Here is a 17,972-nt window from a genome sequence, read left to right on the forward strand (position 1 = left end):
GTGAGCGGTACGCCTTGTCCAACAGCGGCACCGAGCGTAACGAGAGCGGCCACGCTATAGAGTGGAATGAGGTAGGCCAGCCACGACACGCGCTGCCGAATCGCCCGCCCAATGAGCAAGTAGACGCTCACGAGCAGCGCTGCCGACAATGCGAGGGTGTTGCCCCACCAGGCCTCAGGACCAAAAGCTACGGCGCCTGCATCGGTTAGTCCCATGAGTGTTGCCCCACCCACAGCGACAAAGATGCCGCCTACCACGGGCCAGGCCAGCCGGTCCTTGAGAATCACATAGCCCAGCACGGCCACGAAGACTGGGCTCGTGGTAGCAAGCACCGAGGCACTGGCTACCGAGGTGTAGTAGAGCGCTTCGATCCACGCAATGAAGTGCGCTCCGAGCGCCGTGCCTGAGGCGATGATGAGCCCCCAGTCGCGCCATCCAAACGCGCGCACTTCGTCGTATACGTAGGCCAGGCCGGGCAGCATTACGAGGGCAGCGGTGCAGGTGCGCCATACGGCAATCGTGAGGCCGGGCGCCTCGCTGGCCCACCGTACAAGAATTGGGGCGAAGGCAAAGCTGAGAACCCCCACGGTGAGCGCAAGAGTCACACGTGGGGGCAGCGAGTCAGCCATGTTGAAGCGGGCGGATTAACGAAGACGATCCATCGAGGCGACCAGCTCAATGTCGTGCTCAATGCCGCGACGGGCGAGCCAAAACAAGACATACGCCACGAGCGGAGCGGCAATCAGCAGTCCCATCTGCACATTGAAGCCAGACGCATCGTACACGGCCAGTTCGTTCGTCATAAAGAAACTTCCATAGAGCGTAAGCGCCCACAGCACGGTCATGAGTTGAGCGCCGACAACAACGGTGCGTTGGGTGGGGCGGTCGTTGTAGAGAAAAATGGCCCCGACGGCATCGAGTGCTGTTACAACGCCAAGCCCTACGATAACGGGGAGAAACCAGCCGTATAAGGCAGCAGCCTCGCTTGCCCAGAGGGGCTCCAGCAGAAGCGTACCCAGCACGACCAGCGCCCCAAGGGCCAGATAAACGGTTTGGATGCGTTGGATCATAGCGGAATCGTTTTCAAGTCTCAGTCAACAGAGAAAAGCACAGGCCCGCGGGCGGAAGAGCGACATGACCCTTCCACCCATCGGCCTGCGTAATCTGACAGAGCTACGCTGTAGATGTGGCAAGGAGCTTCTCGACTCGGGCTGCCAAGTGCTCAGCAAACTCCATCGTCGAGCTCGACCCGCCTACGTCAGCGGTCAGTGCATCGCCTTCCGCATATACCTCTCGGAGGGCCTGGTTGACGGTGTTGGCGGCTTCTACTTCATCGAGGTGCCGTAGCATCATAACAGCGCTACGAATGAGCGCAGTCGGATTTGCAATGCCCTGCCCGGCAATGTCGGGTGCACTTCCATGGACCGCCTCGAATACGGCGTAGTCATCTCCGAAGTTTGCACCGGCGGTTACGCCAAGCCCGCCTACAAGTCCGGCAGCCAGGTCGCTGAGGATATCGCCAAAGAGGTTGGTGCTTACGATGCAGTCGTACTCCTGTGGGTACATGACGAGCTGCATGCACATGTTGTCGATGATACGGTCGTTGAAGGCAATGTCGGGGTAGCGTTCGGCGACCTCGCGACCGACCTGCAGGAAGAGTCCAGACGACTTCTTCAGAATGTTTGCTTTGTGCGCCAGCGTAACGGCATTGCGCCCGTTCTTTTCGGCGTACCGGAAGCAGAAGTCGACGATGCGCTCGGATCCACGACGCGTGATGCGTGCGATGGAGTCGGCAATTTCAAGGCGCTCGTCGTAGGTTTCGATTCCGGCATAGAGGCCTTCCGTATTCTCGCGGAAGATAATCAGGTTGATATCCTCATACGGCGTGTCGAGGCCGGGTAGGCTCACGCATGGGCGTACGTTTGCGTAGAGGTCGAGGCGCTGACGCAGCTGCACGTTCACGCTTGTGAACCCCTCGCCCACCGGTGTGGTGATGGGGCCTTTGAGGGCAACCTTGTGCTCTCGTATAGACTCAGGGACATCATCAGGAAGTTCGGGGCGTTGATCTTCAACAGCCGAGATCCCGATGATTTCGTGGCGGTCCCATTCAAAGTCAATGCCGGTTGCTTCCAGCACGCGAAGGGTGGCGGCGGTGACCTCGGGACCGATGCCGTCGCCGGGGAGAAGAGTTACGCGGTGGGCCATAGTGGAGTAGGTATAGTTCAGTTAAAAAGAGGGTGTGCAAAGGGGGGCGGCCGAAGCCAAGGAGAGAAAGTTGGGCTCAAAGAAAAAGCTCTGCTACAGGCGAGCAGAGCTTTTTCGGCCACACTACAAGTGTCCTATCGTCCAGGAAACCATTGCACAGGCTGAGTGCTATTGGTTGATTGGCATTAATCAAGCTCTGGGTTGGACGAATAGTTGATCCGGAGGGTCCCGGCCTCACGCAGCTCTTGCTGGACTTCATTGACAACTTGCATCTCAGACTCGCGGTCTACGCGAAGCGAGACAATAAGGCGAGGCTCCTCCTGCAGTTGGTTGTACATAATGGTGCGTATCGCCGTGTAGTCTTCGATGAGCGCATCGTCGATCTGAACGGCGGTTTCGCCCTCGCGTGGCCCACGGATGACGGGACCAATATACACGTTTGAAATGAGGCGGCGCTGGTCAATTTTGGTAAGCGCTTCGGCCTCAGGCAGCTCCGTACGCACCTGGATTTCCGTCTCCCGCAACACGGTGGTAACCATGAAGAAAATCAGGAGCATGAAAATGATGTCAGGGAGCGAAGCCGTCGTAATGCCGGGCGACGTATCGGCTGATCGTTTCTGAAAGCGTTCGGAAGCCATGAATGAAGGAGCTAAGGTCGAGGGAGGGCGAGCAAGGAGAGCAACCGATTACGTTCCGGTATCGGGTTCAGCAATCGAGATATTCCGTGGGAAGTTTTCGCGTACTACGTCTTCCTCACCGGGTTCAAGTTGCTCACGGTACTCATTGTAGCTGCTGTACGTCTGATCCATGATGCGCTCGCCTGTAGGCAAGTTGCCCGACTGAACAATGCTATCATAGATCTCACGATACGCCATCTGGATCTCGTCGAGGACGTCAATATAGATCCGATAGGGAGTACGGGCATCGGTCTTCAGGGAAATTACCGCATCGCCAGGTGACTCGGAGTAATCCGGGTCTTCTCCGTAGTTAAGCACGTGCGTTTGCACCTCTTCACGAATCTGCCCGACCGACGACATGCTGTCATCGATGAGCACCTCACCGGAGGCGTTCACAAGAACACGCAGCAAGTTGCGTTCAATGACAGGCGGCGGCTCCTGCTCTTCTTCGAGCTTAGGAGGGAGCGTCATACCGATCCCCGTATCCACATTAATGGTGGTGGTCACCAGAAAGAAGATAAGGAGCAGGAAGGCAATGTCTGCCATTGAAGAGGTTGGCGTCTCCGCCTCATCGCGTTTAGAGCGACGTTTGTCAAGCAATCCAGCCATAGCAAGAGAGAGTCAGAGGAAAGAAGGAAAAACCGGAGAGCGGATCACAGAAAGAGCGAGCGCACACCGCTTCCCAATAGCCCAATGAGGCTTACGATGAACATAGCGACAACCGTGAGGATGCCTGCTTCTGCCCACGTTTCCATGGTGAGCCCGAGTATGCCGAGCAGGAGGATGGGGGCTACGACGAGTACGACGGTAATAGGACGCACCTTGCCATAGGTCACATTGCGCAGGCTGAAGATAGCCATAGACAGGATGCCGAGGCCGCCGAGACCCAGCGCGATATAGATGCTTATAATCAGGATGGCGTTGTTACCCATGTGTACGAAGCCGTTGGTCAAGGGGGTAAACAGAGGAGGAGGGAGGAAGCAACAGGTGGCAGGGGCGCTTTGACGCGCCGCCTGCCCGTGCTGTGCTTACCTAATGCCGAGGTTACTTGTCGTCTTCGTCGCCGAAGTCCTCTTCAAGCAGTTCGTCGTCGCCGAGGACCGATTCGCCGGCTTCAAGAAGCACGAGCGAGTCGATGAGTTCGATCGAGGCATCTTCCATTTCAGCTACAATGCGGTCGATTTTCGATACCGCGTAGTTGTAGAAGAACTGGAGGATGACCCCAACGATGAGGCCGAATGCGGTCGTCAAGAGAGCGATCTTAATACCTCCAGCAACCAGGCGTGGCGAGATGTCGCCAGCGGTTTCGATCGCGTCGAACGCCTCAATCATACCTACAACGGTACCAAGGAAGCCAAGCATCGGGGCTACGCTGATGAAGAGCGAGAGCCAGACAAGGCCGCGCTCAAGAAAGCTCATTTCGATGGATCCGTATGAGACAACGGCTTTCTCGACGGCTTCGATGCCTTCGTCGGCACGCAGTAAGCCGGCCTGGAAGACAGAGGCAACAGGGCCGCGCGTTTCAGCGCAGACCTCTTCGGCTGCAGACACGCCGCCTTCGTCAAGCGCCTTCTTTACGTCATGCAGAAAGCTCTGGGTGTTAATGTCAGCCAGGTTGAGTGAGATGATGCGTTCGAATGCGATTGCCAGACCAATGATCAGGCAGATCAGCACCGGCCACATCCATTCGCCACCGTCGTTAAAGCGCTCAACCAGCACATTTATGGTTCCGCCGTTATCCTGCATCAGGAGGGCGAACTTGAGCATCAGCACATTAAAATGGACCATAGGGGCAGTTCCTTAGTGGAGTCAGTTTCCTGCGAAATAGGTGAGGGCCTGCCGCGCAAAGCATGCGAGGCCAAGATGTACGTTGAAGGTGCATTGTCCGCGTGGTGCGTCGACATGTACGGAAACGCCTCTATCAACACGTGGGGAGAGCGCCGCACACACCAAAAGCATGAGGACCATGCCAATGTATGGCGCAGCGTTAAAACATTCCAACAATTACTAAAAACGTGTGTATCGATGAAGATTGCAAGCGCAATCTGTCAGAACGGATACTGTCTTCATCTTAATCGATCGAGAGACAGGCAGAATCAGCAGGCTAACTCTCTGAATATCATGCTGTTGGATAGCAATAGCCAGAGGAGGCAGGCGATTCAGGATGGACTGCCGTATCAAGATTGTAGTGCAGAACGCTGTCAAAAGCGATGCGCGTAGGCCTGGGCACGATCTGTAGCATGGTTCCACAGGTGGTGGGTTGCCTGCATTGCAGGGTCCATGCGGTTCTCCACACGAATCCATCCTTCGATCCCAAAAACGCGACGAGCAATCATTCCTGTGAGCGAGTTACGTAACAGAATTGTTCCCCGTACCGTATCAGTCAGGTGGTCGTAGTCACGTACTGCTTGCTCGGCTCTACGAGTTGAAGCGGAGCGGAGGTCAGCGCCGAGACGTGTCACCACGGAATCGGGGACCGTGTACGTTTCAAGAAATGCCTCAGGGCGTCCTTTCCAGGCGTTTTCAAGTGATGAAGTATGTCGGTCGATCCATGAACGCATGTAGTCGCGAACGGCGAGGTGTTGGGCAAAGCGCTGGGCGACCTGGTAGAGCGTATCAGACTCGATGCTATGGTCAGGAGAGATCCCACCGGGCGCGTCGTCTGCGTTGCTGGTATCGGCACCATTGGCAATAGTACGCATAACGGCGCTCCCGGTGTCGTAAGGCTGTTGGATAACGCGCCCCGAAGGCGTATAGAAACGTGCTACAGTGAGCCGTACACCGCTTCCATCTCCCAGATCGTACTGGCGCTGCACAAGTCCTTTGCCATAAGTGCGCTCGCCGATCATCAAGGCCCGCTGGTGGTCTTGCAGGGCACCCGCTACAATTTCGCTGGCGGAGGCTGAGTGCCGATCGACCAACACCATCATGGGCCCATTTTCAAATGCACCACTTCGTGAAGTGCGATACTCATCGAGGATCGCCCCGCCGCGTCCGCGCGCCGATACAACCAACTGGCCGGAAAGCAAGAACTCGTCAGCAACGCGCTCAGCCATGTTCATGAGTCCGCCGGCGTTGCCCCGCAAGTCGAGCACGAGCCGCTCCATGCCTTGTTCGGTGAGCGACTCCAGCGCATCACGTACCTCGGTGTGGGTCGTTCGGGCAAACCGGTTGAGCTTGATGTAGCCGGTGCGCTCGTCGATCATGTACGTGGCATCTACCGTGTTCAGGGGGATGCGGTCGCGTGTGATCGAAAGCGTGAGGGGGGTGGGCTGATGCGGACGGTGAACGCTGACGTGAACGGTTGTGCCGCGGGGCCCTTTCAGGAGCGCCTGCACACGTTCATCGGGGAGCCCAACGAGGGATGTTTCGTCAACAGCCACCAACCGGTCGCCCGCTCGCAGGCCGGCTTCATCGCTCGGGCCGCCAGGTACGACCGAGACAACCATTACGGTGTCGGGCGCACCCGGGGGGCGGATGCGTTCGTAGGTAACGCCGATGCCATCAAATTCGGCATCGAACGATTCTCGCACGCGCTGCATGCGCTCCCGGTCGATGTACGACGAGTGCGGATCGAGTCCGCTAAACAGCCCGCGCAGGGCCTCCTGGCTGAGCGCATCAACGCCAAGCGAGTCTACATACTGGCGGTCTGCAATTTCGATAGCTGCACGGAGCTTGTCGTAGGTATCAGGGGCCGGGCCCCAGCCGAAGGTGCGTTCAAGTGTGTGCCCGCCGAGAAAGCCGATTCCGATAAGAACAAATGCGGCAAGCACTACTCGAAGACTACGAAGCATGTATCATTCACCGACTTGGTAAAAGAGAAGGCTTGTTAAAATACCATCGGCACAGTAAGGGGATCCGTCACATAAGTCGATCACCGGTAAGGCTCGTCTTAGCGTAGCTGCTCTGTATCCAAATGTTATTATCCAATGTTACTATCCAATGAAAGCGTCTCACAACGTACTGGTAGCTTGCTGGCTTCCAGAGGCTTTTGAGAGCGTTTGTGCGAAAGGACGTGCTGAGTCCTGCCTCTGGTTTCATTCTGCTTCTGGCTTCATAACGCATATATGTAACTTATTCCGCTGCGCATCATTTCTATTGAATGATATGTGTATTTCGTCTCCTTACCTTCCTCAGCCGATCTATGGATGAATCGATGCTCCAGGCTGTCTGTCCCCATGTGCCTCATACAACCTACGAAACGCAGTCGGTGCCTGCGCCGATGCGTGTGTGCGTGATCGATCTGGGCACCAACTCGTTTCATGCCATCATTGTAGATGCGTATGCAAATGGCAGCTTCAAGGTCGTTGATCGCATGAAAGAGATGGTGCGTCTTGGCGACAACGGATTAGCGGAAGGCCGGTTGGCCGATGCTGCCATGGAGCGCGGTTTGCAGGCACTGAAACGTATCTATCTGCTGGCGAAAGGGCAGGGAGCGCAATCATTTTCAGCCTGTGCCACCAGCGCAATCCGTGAAGCGGCCAACGGTGGCGACTTCATCACGCAGGTGAAAAACGAGATTGGGCTCCGTATCGAGCCGATTAGTGGTGCTCAAGAGGCCCATCTCATCTACGAAGGAGTGCGCCGCGCCGTCGACCTGAGTCGCCCGTCGGTGGTTGTCGACATCGGGGGCGGGTCGGTTGAGTTTGTCGTATGCACGGGCAGCACGGTGCATTATGCTACCAGCTTGAAGCTGGGGGCTGCCCGTATGACCGAGATTTTTGTTGATTCAGACCCTATGTCTGCGGCCAACCAGGAAGCGCTTCGCACCCACTTCCGTGACGAGATGGCGCCGGTGCTGGAAGCGATGGACGCGCACGGGGTTGTCTCTCTCGTCGGCTCATCGGGTACGGTGAAGAGCCTGGCACGTGTGTGCTTAGACCAGAATGGAGAGGCCGACACATCGGTGTTTGAGGTCGACGTGCCTATTGATCGCTTTCAGGAGACGCTGGAGTTTATTATCGGCACCACCTCCGAAGAGCGGGAAACGCTGCCGGCGGTATCGATGAAGCGAGTTGGGCAGGTAGGGGCTGGAGCTGTCTTGCTTGACGTGCTCCTTCATGAGCATCCCTTCGAAGAGGTTCATGTATCGGCCCATGCACTGCGTGAGGGGATGGTGGTACAGTTTATCGATACAAACCATAAGCGTCTACAACAAATCGCGCCATACGCCGACGTGCGGCGCCGGAGCATTCATGAGGTGGCGTTTCGGTTTGATTGGGATGAGAAGCATACTCAGCATGTGGCAGCCACAGCGCTCTACCTGTTTCAGCAGTGTATCGACCGGTACACCGGGCCGCCTGAGGATCGTGAGCTTCTGGAGTATGCAGCGATTCTGCACGACGTGGGCTATTACATAAGCCACTCTGATCATCACCTGCACTCACGGTACCTGATACGCCACGCCGACCTGCGGGGATTTTACAACGGGGAGGTCGATCTTATCTCGCTCGTGGCACGCTACCATCGGGCTGAACACCCCTTGCCGTCGCATCCTCATTATGGACGCCTGGCGCCACGCGATCAGAAGCGGGTGACCCAGCTTGCCGGTATTCTTCGTATTGCTGAAGCGCTTGATCGGAGCCACTACCAAAACGTAACTGTTCTATCCGCCTCGGCAGGCGACGAGACGCTTGCAATTGACGTGCGCACGAAAGACGACCCCGAATTGGAGACCTGGGCCGTGCGCGAAGTGAAAGGGCTCTTTGAGGAGGCTTTTGATCTGTCCGTGACGATTAACGGTGCTGTTGGCGAACAATCACATCCCCCTGAGCAGCCCCCGGAAACATACCGCCTGCCGCGAGTCTCTGTGCAAATGTGATGAGCATCAAGGAGATAGTGGTCAATACCAGGCATTATCAGGAAACACACGGTGCGACTCCGCGGGTTGGGGCGCGGTGATGTAACAATCGCCTTAACCGGTCTGTGCAGATTGCCTTTGTATGGGCTACTGTTTTGTTTATAGAAGTGACAATATAACTTAGGTGGCAAATGCCATTGAATAACGCCATTGAACAAAGGCTCGTTATCTACCTCTAATAGGTATGTAAAGCAATATGAATATGTATGAGGCGGTTTTAGAGAACACTGCGTTGGCATCGTCAATCTATGTTAACATTGCACTGGCAGGGCTCACGATTATCGTAATCGCCTTCATGTCGCGCAGCATCAAAGACTCGCGCGCCAGCCTGATTACGATGGCGACGCTCATGATCTCGGTGGTTTCAATATCCAGTTACATGGGGCTGGCATCGGGGCTAACAATTGACACGCTCGTAATGCCCGAGGGGCATCCACTGGCCGGCGAAGAAGTGATATCGCTCTGGGGGCGTTACCTCACCTGGGCGTTCTCAACTCCTTTCATCTTGCTGGCGCTTGGCCTGTTAGCAGGAAGCACGGCCGACAAGATCTTCTCGGCGATCGTGCTTGACGTGTTTATGTGCCTGACCGGTCTGGCCGCTGCGCTTACCACAAGCAGCCTGGCGATGCGCTGGTTCTGGTACGCCCTGAGTACCGCGTTCTTCATCGGCGTACTGTACTACCTCCTGGTCGAATGGCCTCGCGAAGCTGAGAAAAAAGGTACTGGAGATATCTTCAATACGCTGAAGCTGCTCACCGTCGTGATGTGGCTCGGCTACCCAATTGTGTGGGCCTTTGGCAACGAAGGGCTTGCGCTGCTTGAAGTAGGAGCAACCTCCTGGGCCTACAGCGGATTGGATATCATTGCGAAGTATATCTTCACCATCCTGCTTGTGCTCTATGTGAAAGAAGAGCCCGACTCTGTGACGTCGGCGCCTTCTACAGCCCCTGCTTCCGCCTAACGCCTGAAGCGGCTTTCTAACACGCTGAAAATTGCAACAAACAATACGACCTAAAGCCGGGCCTCTTCTGAGGCTCGGCTTTAGGTTTTTCATAGCTTCATAGCCATTTTCATAGCTTCATAGCTATAACGGCGTTGCAAGGTCAGAGTCCGCTGCCGTATCCTTTTTACCGGCGGTAGCCAGTGATTACAGAGCGCAGGTAAAGGTCGAATCCCAAAAGAGCCTGGGCTATGAATATGATGCGCACGAGCAGTGAACAGGGCGTAAATGTGCGCCAGTAGCACACCAGCAGAGCGTATTCATCTGGGATTAACCGCCTGTGCGCTTGCCCATACGGGGGGACTTCCCTACTTTGCGTTGCAGGTCAAATACCAGCCCACGGTCTGACCTGCTTGCTGAGTAACCGTATGTCTTACCCGTTTGTGTGCATTCATGGCTCTCGCGTCATTTACATTTTTTGCGCTCGCCATCATCGCTGTCGCTTCAGCGGTGGGCGTCCTCATTGCACGGAGCCCCATCTATAGTGCACTCTCGCTTATATTGAATCTGCTGTGCGTAGCAGGGCTCTACCTGACCATGAACGCCTCTTTCATTGGCGTCATTCAGATTCTGGTGTATGCCGGGGCGATCATGGTGCTGGTGCTATTTGTGATAATGCTCCTAAACCTTGATGCATTGCCCAGTCCGCGCGACATCGGATGGGGACCTGTGGCTGGCTTCCTGTTTGGCGTTGTAGTGCTTATGCAGTTGCTGTATGTCATCCTGGTAGGGTTCGACATCTCATTAGAGCCTGCCACCCCTGTTATGACCGCCGAAACGGGGTCAGCAGAAACGCTGGGAATCATGCTCTTCACGGAGTACGCGCTGCATCTGCAGGTGGCAGCTATCCTGCTTCTTGCCGCTACGATCGGCGCTGTGATGCTTGCTCAGCGTAGTTTTGAGTAGGATGGGCTTGCTTGCCACAGGCTCGTCGCCTTCGTTTGTCTACGTTCACGCTTCCGCTGTTTAACCTATGGAAGTCGCTCTCGACTGGTATCTGGCACTCAGTGCCGTAATGTTTACGATTGGTGTGCTTGGTGTGCTCATCAAGCGCAACGCCATTGTGCTTCTGATGTGCGTCGAGCTTATGCTCAATGCGGTGAACGTGGCCCTTGTTGGGTTTAGCCAGACGCTGGCCGACCCGACCGGGCAGATGCTGGTGTTCTTCTCAATTTCGGTGGCTGCTGCCGAAGCAGCTATCGGGCTCGCGATCATCATCGCGCTCTTCCGTAACAAGCGTACAGTGAATATCAACGACATCAACCTGTTCAAACACTGATCTTAGCGCTACGTGCCCGATGGCATTATGGCATTGTGGCATTGCAGCCAACAGGGACGCTGAACAACGTCCCCCTACGTAACGACTGTCCCGCCTCCATCCGAACGCTGTTTTACGCCCCCGAGCATGGATCCCGAACTGCTGGTACGACTTATTCTTCTGCTTCCACTGACCGGTGCACTGGTCTGTGGCGTACTGCCGTTGTTTCAGCCGCAGTTGCGTACAAAAGAAGGACTCATTGGCGCGGTAGGTACCGCAGCGGTTGCCATTCCGTTTGCGCTCGCGGTCTATCTCTTTGCCACATACCCCGGCGATGCGATCATCGTCAATTACTTTACGTGGATGGCGGCGGGCGACTTCTCTGTCGACTTTGCGTACCGGATCGATGAGCTATCGCTGATCATGCTGCTCGTTGTTACCGGTGTAGGGAGCGTCATTCACTGGTACTCTACTGGCTACATGCATGGAGATCCCGGGTACTGGCGCTTCTTTGCGTACCTGAATCTCTTCATCTTTGCCATGCTCAACCTCATCCTCGCCGACAACCTGTTGGTGCTGTTTCTGGGATGGGAGGGCGTAGGACTCTGCTCATATCTCTTGATTGGCTTCTGGTACACAGATCTTAAAAACAGCGCAGCTGCCAGCAAAGCCTTTATCGTGAATCGGATTGGCGACTTTGCCTTCCTGATCGCGATGTTTCTCCTGTTTTTCCACCTTGGCTCGCTTGACTTCGGTACAATTCTGGAGGAAGGGCCTGGTCTTGAAACAGGCGTACTGAGTTTCATTGTGCTACTCCTCTTTATTGGGGCAACTGGAAAGAGCGCTCAGCTTCCCCTTTTCGTGTGGCTGCCAGACGCTATGGCCGGGCCAACCCCCGTGTCGGCACTCATCCACGCCGCCACGATGGTTACCAGTGGACTCTACCTGCTGGCGCGCCTGTCGCCGATCGTGCTTGAAGTGGAGGCGATCATGGCTTTCATTGCGATCGTCGGTGCACTAACCGCCATCGTAGCCGCCACAATCGCCATCACCCAGAACGACATTAAGAAGGTGCTGGCGTACTCGACTGTCTCGCAGCTCGGGTTTATGTTCATGGCGGCTGGTGTTGGGGCGTTCTTCGTGGCGATCTTTCACGTGGTAACCCACGCCTTTTTTAAGGGCTGCCTCTTCCTCTGCTCCGGAAGCGTGATTCACTCGATGGAGCATGTCGAGCATGATCTCGAAGAGAAAGGCCATAATGTGGCCGGATTCGACCCGCAAGACATGCGCACGATGGGCGGACTCAAAGACTACATGCCCTCTACGCGGTGGACTTATCTCATCGCCACGCTGGCCATTGCGGGTATTCCGCTATTGGCGGGCTTCTTTTCGAAAGATGAGATCCTGTTCAAAACATTTGAGATGGGCTACAGCGGCGCGTTCTACGGCTACGCAGTGTGGGCTATCGCCGTCGTTACAGCGCTGTTGACAGCGTTCTACATGCTGCGGTCCTACATGCTTACATTCGAAGGCACACCGCGCTGGCCCGATGCCGATACCGTGCATCCGCACGAGTCGCCGTCGTCGATGACCATGCCCCTCTGGATTCTGGCCGGACTCTCCATTGTCGGCGGATACATCGGTCTTCCCGCTGTCATTCAGGGCGGAGACCTGAACTGGATTCATCACTTTCTCGGTGAGCCCTACGGCGGCCCCGTTGCTGAGCCGACCGAGCTCGCCTCGGTGCCTCTGGCGCTGAAATGGGCGCTCGTAGGCCTCGGCTCACTCGTCGCAATCGGTGGGTCTTTCTGGGGCTACAAAGTCTACGGTTCAGACCAGGCGATGGCCTACGACGATGCCCTCAAGGCACGTCTCGGTGGCCTCTACACGCTCTGGGACGTGAAGTACCGCATTGACGATATGTACAACGAGGTGTTGGCCGATGGGCTTATCAACAGCTCGAAAAAGGTGCTGCAGCCGATGGATACCACGATGATCGACGGAGCTGTCAACGGCATCGCTTCTCTTGCGCAGTCGCTTAGCAACGGCGTGAGTCGCATCCAGACGGGGCTGATCCAGAACTACGCGCTCATGCTCGTGCTGGGTGTCATCCTCGTGATCGGACTGATGGTCTTCGGATAAGTCCCCACACCCCTCTCAGATAGCTCAATAGAGAGGTCCTGTTCAACCTGTTTTCTTACGGCTTAACGTAGCGGAATACATGGATCCTGCCATGCTCACATCACTGGTTATCTTTCTGCCGCTCTTGGGGGCGCTGGCGCTTTTGGCGTTGCCCTCAGCACGAGCCGTTAAATGGACGGCGCTTGGCACGACCGTAGCAACGTTCGTGGCTTCTATCGCGCTGTTTATGGCATACGATCCGGCGGTGAGCACAGCTACCGGACCTCAGCTCGCGCATATCGTCGACGGATGGTTCCCAGAAGGCGTCGACATCAAGTATTTCGTGGGCATCGATGGGCTCAACGTGCTGCTGGTGCTGCTTACCACGCTGCTCGGCCCCATCGTTGTGCTCTCGTCGTGGTACTACATCGATAGCAACCACAAAGGCTATTACGCGCTGCTGCTGATCTTGCAGACAGGCATCACAGGCGTGTTTACCGCTTTCGACCTGGTGCTCTTCTACGTCTTCTTCGAGCTCACGCTCATACCGATGTATTTTATCATCGGCATATGGGGCGGCGAAGATCGGATTTACGCTGCTATCAAGTTTGTGCTTTACACGCTCGTCGGGTCGCTGCTGATGCTGGGTGGCGTGCTCTACCTCGGTTTTGCAGCCGGCGCGGCACAGGGCGTCGGCTTTACCACGGACTGGTACAACCTGCTTGCGTATACCATCCCACTTGGCACGCAAACCTGGCTCTTCTTCGTGTTCGCGCTCGCTTTCGCGATTAAAGTGCCGCTCTTTCCGCTTCACACCTGGCTTCCGGATGCGCACGTGCAAGCCCCCACCGGCGGGTCGGTCATTCTGGCTGGCGTGCTGCTGAAGATGGGAACGTACGGCCTCATCCGCTTCTGCCTCCCGTTCTTCCCGAATGCAGCCCAAAGCGCAGCGGTCCTGATCGGGGCGCTCGCCGTAATCGGCATTATCTACGGAGCCTTGCTGGCCCGGGTACAGCCCGACGCCAAAAAGCTCGTTGCGTACTCCTCTGTTAGCCACCTTGGGTTCGTGGTGCTGGGCATCTTTGCATTCACTACGGAAGCGATGCAGGGCGCCGTCATTCAGATGATCAATCACGGCATATCGACCGGCGCGCTCTTCTTGCTGGTTGGCATGCTCTATGAGCGCCGCCACACGCGCCTCATGAAAGATTACGGCGGACTTGCGACCTCTGTACCCATCCTTACCACGTTCATGATCTTGTCGGTGCTGGCCTCTGCTGGACTGCCTGGACTGAACGGCTTTGTAGGCGAGTTCATGATTCTGCTCGGGGCGTTTAAGAGTACAGTCCTTGACAGCCCCATGCTTGTCGCGCTGGCTACTACCGGTGTTATTTTGGCTGCTGTTTACCTGCTGCACATGGTGTCGCAGACGTTTTTTGGCGAGCTTACGCATCCCGAAAACGCTGAAATGGAAGACATGACGCCGCGCGAGTTCCTACTCATGGCTCCCCTCGCTGTGCTGATGATCGTGATGGGCTTCTTTCCGCAGCCGTTCCTGAACCAGACGGCACCGACAACGGACTTCCTGTTAGAGACCATTGAGACCAAGCGCGTTGCAGCTATCGACGCCGCTGAGGCGCAGACGGGCACTCAGGCGCTGGCCGCGCCCTCAACACAGGCTGCACCTGAGACCCCCGCTCCGCTATTTGGGACCGACGCCTCGGCTGCTCTACGGAACGACCTTATTGATATTTCTTCCCGCTAAACCGACTGCTTCTTATGGTTGACCGCACGCCGCTCTCGCACGACGACATTCAGGAAGCACTCTCAGACATGGAGGGATGGGTCTTCGAAGAAGACACCATTACCAAGGCCTTTGCGTGCAGCGACTTTCAGGAAGCTGTGGCCTTTATTGTGCGCATCGGGTTTCATGCTGAAGCGCTCAACCACCACCCAGAGCTCTTCAACGTCTACAACAGCGTCGACATTACGCTGACAACACACGACGCTGACGACCAGGTCACCGAACTTGACCTCGAACTGGCCCGCCGTATCGATGCTGTAGCTCCAGACGCATAGGTGCTGCGCACTGCACACATACCACTTGAGTACTTTACGGCGCGTCATTCCTGTCGCTGCCTTCCACACACTACCGTTAGCGAACCAACCCTATGGATCTTTCGGGCTACTTCTCCACGATGTGGGCCGACCTGCCCGCCATCTTCTCAATGCTGATCGTCGGCCTTGCCGGCCTGGTCATTGTATTGGTGGAGGCCTTCCGTAATAAGCACCGTAGCATCCCTTACATCGCAGGGGGCGCGCTTGCCCTTGGCATGCTATGGGAGGTGTTTCAGCTCGGAACCCCCTCAGAAACAGCGTTCTTCGACCAGATACGTACCGGTGGCTATGCCGCGTACATCAACCTGCTGGTGCTGGGAGCCGGACTCTTTACCGTAATTCTATCGCCCCCCTATCTGAGACGCATGGGGCGAAATTACGGCGAGGTGTATGCTCTCTTGCTCTTCTGCACCGTCGGGATGATCATGTTGGCAACCTCCAACACGCTCATCTCGATCTTTGTAGGCCTCGAAACAATGTCCGTCTGCCTCTACATTCTCGCCGGGCTTCTGCGCGACGATGCCGGGGGTATCGAGAGCGCGTTCAAGTATTTCCTGCTGGGGGCCTTCTCGACAGGGTTCTTCCTGTACGGTATGGCGCTCATGTATGGCACAACCGGCACCATGTACCTGCCTGAGATGGCAGGGGCTTTCCCAGACGGCGCAACACCGCTGTTCTGGACCGGGGTCGGACTCCTGCTTGTCGGGTTCGGGTTTAAGGTGAGCGCGGCGCCGTTTCATATGTGGACGCCCGACGTCTATCAGGGATCGCCCACTACGCTTACAGGCTATATGTCGACGGCCTCAAAGGCAGCAGCGTTCGCATCCCTTATTCTGGTGCTGTTTTTTGCCCTGCCTCCTGAGCAGTGGAGCCTCGTACTCGCAGTGCTCGCGCTCATCACAATGGCTGTGGGTAACATCATGGCGCTGCGTCAGAACAACGTGAAGCGAATGCTGGCGTACTCGTCAATTGCGCACGCCGGATATATCTTTGTGGCGCTGGCAAGCGGCACGACCGCCGGATACAGCGGTGCGCTCTTCTATCTGCTCGTCTATACGATCATGAACCTCGGTGCTTTTGGCGTGCTCGCTCTGCTGGAGTGGGACGGCAAAGCAGGGCGCGAGCAGACGCTCGACTCCCTGGCGGGCGTTGGGCTGAAGCGCCCAGTGCTCGGCGCCTCAATGGCGGTGTTCATGTTTAGCCTGATTGGCTTTCCCCCGTTCGGCGGATTCATCGGTAAGTACTTCATTTTTGCGCCTGCCGTAAGCGCAGGACTGACCTGGCTCGTGATTATCGGGCTTCTCTTCAGTGCGCTGTCCGGCTACTACTACCTGCGTGTGATTTACGTATTCTACATGCAGTCTGCCGATGAGGTGGAAGCAGCACAGCAAGTACCCGCCGGAGCGTTCTCGAATCTACCGGCTGCATCCACGGCTGCGATTGCGGCGTGTGCGGTGCTGCTGCTCGTGCTCGGTATTGCATTTACAGGGGTAGCCGGCGTCACCGAATCCCTCTTTGTGCAGGCGGAAGCAATGGCAACAACGCCATAATGCTAACCTCTCATGTTTCGCTGGGGAGCGAGGGGGACAATGGTTAGATGGATGCATGAGTAGGACGCCTGCTCCCCCTCCCTGCTCACCCCCTCCATTCCTGAGGCTGTAACCGACGAAGCAAATCCGGTGGCTGGCAGAGAGGCATTTCCCGCAACGCTGTAACCGGATTCGGCCTTGCTTTTACCAGCAATTACGTTGCTAGCAAGCACCAACAAACAAAAAAACGCCCCGCAGTGGATAGCCGCTGCGGGGCGTTCTGTATCGTTGCCATGCACACGTACAAGCGTGTACAAGCATATCTTAAACATATCTTGTGGAGATGCCGGGAGTCGAACCCGGGTCCGAATGGCCGCCCGTGTCGAGCCTCTACCTTCATAGTGGATCTATTTTAAGCTGTCGCGCCTTCCCTGTGGCCGGTCCACGAGGCCAAGGAAGGGCCGAGGCTGATCAAGTTTCGCCGGTCGACATGCAGCCGGTATGTCGAACGACTATTCTGTCTAATATGATGTCTCAGGCAAGTCGACAGACAAACCTACAGGAGACAGATGGGGGCTTTACGCCGCCATCGCGTACGTGTAATCGTCCGCATTTACAGGTTCCTAACGAGATTAACGAGCATATTAGGGAGCTCGGAAGGACAGCCCGCCGCGCGTTAACCACCCGTCGAAGCCGTGTCATCCCCATAAGTGAAAGAGCATCCGCCAGCAGAGTACAGGGTACTCCGCCTTTGGGATTGGCACTGTAAGCACTGTTCTATCCTTTGTTCCGGAGCCGCTCACAGAACGGCATTCTAAACGACGCTCTCTGGCCTGCCGAAGAGTGCAAGAAGGATATGAGGAAGCAACCCACCATCAAAGCAGTCGTTGCATGTAACGAGTGTTTTCGATACGATCGCGCCTACACCAATCTACCAGCAATCTACGCGTCTCATGTCCACCCCTCCAGAGTCTGACAAACCGATCTACGATGCGCAGTACCGTGAGCCCGAGGCACACATCCAGCGCTACGCCGAACTGGCTTCTATCGTGCGGCAGCTACGCAAGGAGTGTCCGTGGGATCGGGAGCAGACGCACGTATCCGTGAAGCACCTGCTCATTGAGGAAGCCTACGAAGTCGTCGAAGCGATCGAGGCGGGCGACTCAACCGAACTCCAGAACGAGTTGGGAGACGTGCTGCTGCA

Annotated in this window: 17 protein-coding genes and 1 other RNA gene; 9 read left to right on the forward strand and 9 right to left on the reverse strand. The window is 56.3% G+C overall.

Annotated elements, in window-relative coordinates; genetic code table 11:
• The 8 genes from PPP56_RS01020 to PPP56_RS01055 all read right to left on the reverse strand — a co-directional run.
• A partial coding sequence (locus PPP56_RS01020) for a DMT family transporter (protein WP_353561882.1) occupies positions 1-629 on the reverse strand: 629 nt, incomplete at its 3' end.
• A 15-nt stretch (positions 630-644) separates the two neighbouring features.
• On the reverse strand, positions 645-1,070 hold the full coding sequence (locus PPP56_RS01025) for a DUF4293 family protein (protein ID WP_353561884.1): 426 nt from the start codon (positions 1,068-1,070) through the stop codon (positions 645-647).
• A gap of 103 nt (positions 1,071-1,173) precedes the next feature.
• Positions 1,174-2,205 carry an isocitrate/isopropylmalate dehydrogenase family protein gene (locus tag PPP56_RS01030; protein ID WP_353561886.1) on the reverse strand — a complete coding sequence of 344 codons (1,032 nt, stop codon included), beginning with the start codon at positions 2,203-2,205 and terminating at the stop codon, positions 1,174-1,176.
• Between the two features lie 185 nt (positions 2,206-2,390).
• A complete protein-coding gene (locus tag PPP56_RS01035) occupies positions 2,391-2,843 on the reverse strand; it encodes an ExbD/TolR family protein (RefSeq protein ID WP_353561888.1) in 453 nt (150 codons plus the stop codon).
• Between the two features lie 48 nt (positions 2,844-2,891).
• The gene (locus PPP56_RS01040) at positions 2,892-3,491 is read right to left on the reverse strand and encodes an ExbD/TolR family protein (RefSeq protein ID WP_353561890.1); all 600 of its coding nucleotides are present in this window, start codon (positions 3,489-3,491) and stop codon (positions 2,892-2,894) included.
• Between the two features lie 44 nt (positions 3,492-3,535).
• Entirely contained in the window at positions 3,536-3,814 is a 279-nt protein-coding gene (locus PPP56_RS01045) for a hypothetical protein (RefSeq protein WP_353561892.1), read from the reverse strand.
• 112 nt (positions 3,815-3,926) lie between these two features.
• Positions 3,927-4,670 carry a MotA/TolQ/ExbB proton channel family protein gene (locus tag PPP56_RS01050; RefSeq protein WP_502912534.1) on the reverse strand — a complete coding sequence of 248 codons (744 nt, stop codon included), beginning with the start codon at positions 4,668-4,670 and terminating at the stop codon, positions 3,927-3,929.
• A gap of 413 nt (positions 4,671-5,083) precedes the next feature.
• A complete protein-coding gene (locus PPP56_RS01055) occupies positions 5,084-6,676 on the reverse strand; it encodes a S41 family peptidase (protein WP_353561894.1) in 1,593 nt (530 codons plus the stop codon).
• Positions 6,677-7,026: 350 nt separating this feature from the next.
• Here PPP56_RS01055 and PPP56_RS01060 point away from each other — a divergent pair, with 350 nt between their 5' ends.
• The 8 genes from PPP56_RS01060 to PPP56_RS01095 all read left to right on the forward strand — a co-directional run bounded on the left by PPP56_RS01060 (position 7,027) and on the right by PPP56_RS01095 (position 16,789).
• Positions 7,027-8,703, forward strand: a complete 1,677-nt coding sequence (locus tag PPP56_RS01060; protein ID WP_353561896.1) for a Ppx/GppA phosphatase family protein — start codon at positions 7,027-7,029, stop codon at positions 8,701-8,703.
• Between the two features lie 241 nt (positions 8,704-8,944).
• The gene (locus PPP56_RS01065) at positions 8,945-9,703 is read left to right on the forward strand and encodes a bacteriorhodopsin (RefSeq protein WP_353561898.1); all 759 of its coding nucleotides are present in this window, start codon (positions 8,945-8,947) and stop codon (positions 9,701-9,703) included.
• Positions 9,704-10,135: 432 nt separating this feature from the next.
• Positions 10,136-10,648 carry an NADH-quinone oxidoreductase subunit J family protein gene (locus tag PPP56_RS01070; protein ID WP_353561900.1) on the forward strand — a complete coding sequence of 171 codons (513 nt, stop codon included), beginning with the start codon at positions 10,136-10,138 and terminating at the stop codon, positions 10,646-10,648.
• Positions 10,649-10,715: 67 nt separating this feature from the next.
• Positions 10,716-11,021, forward strand: coding sequence for an NADH-quinone oxidoreductase subunit NuoK (gene nuoK, locus PPP56_RS01075; RefSeq protein ID WP_353561902.1), 306 nt, complete (start codon positions 10,716-10,718; stop codon positions 11,019-11,021).
• A 126-nt stretch (positions 11,022-11,147) separates the two neighbouring features.
• Positions 11,148-13,142: an NADH-quinone oxidoreductase subunit L gene (gene nuoL / locus PPP56_RS01080; protein WP_353561904.1), complete on the forward strand. Its 1,995-nt coding sequence runs from the start codon at positions 11,148-11,150 to the stop codon at positions 13,140-13,142.
• A gap of 79 nt (positions 13,143-13,221) precedes the next feature.
• The gene (locus tag PPP56_RS01085) at positions 13,222-14,886 is read left to right on the forward strand and encodes a complex I subunit 4 family protein (RefSeq protein ID WP_502912535.1); all 1,665 of its coding nucleotides are present in this window, start codon (positions 13,222-13,224) and stop codon (positions 14,884-14,886) included.
• 14 nt (positions 14,887-14,900) lie between these two features.
• A complete protein-coding gene (locus PPP56_RS01090; protein ID WP_353561908.1) occupies positions 14,901-15,200 on the forward strand; it encodes a 4a-hydroxytetrahydrobiopterin dehydratase in 300 nt (99 codons plus the stop codon).
• A 92-nt stretch (positions 15,201-15,292) separates the two neighbouring features.
• Complete coding sequence (locus tag PPP56_RS01095) at positions 15,293-16,789, forward strand: NADH-quinone oxidoreductase subunit N (protein ID WP_353561910.1); 1,497 nt, start codon at positions 15,293-15,295, stop codon at positions 16,787-16,789.
• Positions 16,790-17,103: 314 nt separating this feature from the next.
• On the opposite strand, the gene ssrA is transcribed toward PPP56_RS01095, so the two are convergent.
• Positions 17,104-17,474: a transfer-messenger RNA gene (gene ssrA, locus PPP56_RS01100) on the reverse strand.
• Between the two features lie 247 nt (positions 17,475-17,721).
• Between ssrA and PPP56_RS01105 the strand changes: the two genes are divergently transcribed.
• Positions 17,722-17,972, forward strand: a 251-nt coding sequence (locus PPP56_RS01105; protein WP_353561912.1) for a MazG nucleotide pyrophosphohydrolase domain-containing protein, incomplete at its 3' end; no start/stop codon positions are given.

This window comes from Longimonas sp., assembly GCF_040409695.1.
Classification (GTDB): Bacteria; Bacteroidota; Rhodothermia; order Rhodothermales; family Salinibacteraceae; genus Longimonas.

What these genes read in the sequence shown, in the direction of transcription:
- PPP56_RS01035 (WP_353561888.1), bottom strand. Translation starts at nt 2,843, where the DNA reads ATGGCTTCCGAACGCTTTCAGAAACGATCAGCCGATACGTCGCCCGGC.
- PPP56_RS01060 (WP_353561896.1), top strand. Translation starts at nt 7,027, where the DNA reads ATGGATGAATCGATGCTCCAGGCTGTCTGTCCCCATGTGCCTCATACA.
- PPP56_RS01085 (WP_502912535.1), top strand. Translation starts at nt 13,222, where the DNA reads ATGGATCCTGCCATGCTCACATCACTGGTTATCTTTCTGCCGCTCTTG.
- PPP56_RS01070 (WP_353561900.1), top strand. Translation starts at nt 10,136, where the DNA reads ATGGCTCTCGCGTCATTTACATTTTTTGCGCTCGCCATCATCGCTGTC.
- PPP56_RS01065 (WP_353561898.1), top strand. Translation starts at nt 8,945, where the DNA reads ATGTATGAGGCGGTTTTAGAGAACACTGCGTTGGCATCGTCAATCTAT.
- PPP56_RS01030 (WP_353561886.1), bottom strand. Translation starts at nt 2,205, where the DNA reads ATGGCCCACCGCGTAACTCTTCTCCCCGGCGACGGCATCGGTCCCGAG.
- PPP56_RS01050 (WP_502912534.1), bottom strand. Translation starts at nt 4,670, where the DNA reads ATGGTCCATTTTAATGTGCTGATGCTCAAGTTCGCCCTCCTGATGCAG.
- PPP56_RS01045 (WP_353561892.1), bottom strand. Translation starts at nt 3,814, where the DNA reads ATGGGTAACAACGCCATCCTGATTATAAGCATCTATATCGCGCTGGGT.
- PPP56_RS01090 (WP_353561908.1), top strand. Translation starts at nt 14,901, where the DNA reads ATGGTTGACCGCACGCCGCTCTCGCACGACGACATTCAGGAAGCACTC.
- PPP56_RS01025 (WP_353561884.1), bottom strand. Translation starts at nt 1,070, where the DNA reads ATGATCCAACGCATCCAAACCGTTTATCTGGCCCTTGGGGCGCTGGTC.
- PPP56_RS01095 (WP_353561910.1), top strand. Translation starts at nt 15,293, where the DNA reads ATGGATCTTTCGGGCTACTTCTCCACGATGTGGGCCGACCTGCCCGCC.
- PPP56_RS01040 (WP_353561890.1), bottom strand. Translation starts at nt 3,491, where the DNA reads ATGGCTGGATTGCTTGACAAACGTCGCTCTAAACGCGATGAGGCGGAG.
- nuoK (WP_353561902.1), top strand. Translation starts at nt 10,716, where the DNA reads ATGGAAGTCGCTCTCGACTGGTATCTGGCACTCAGTGCCGTAATGTTT.
- nuoL (WP_353561904.1), top strand. Translation starts at nt 11,148, where the DNA reads ATGGATCCCGAACTGCTGGTACGACTTATTCTTCTGCTTCCACTGACC.
- PPP56_RS01055 (WP_353561894.1), bottom strand. Translation starts at nt 6,676, where the DNA reads ATGCTTCGTAGTCTTCGAGTAGTGCTTGCCGCATTTGTTCTTATCGGA.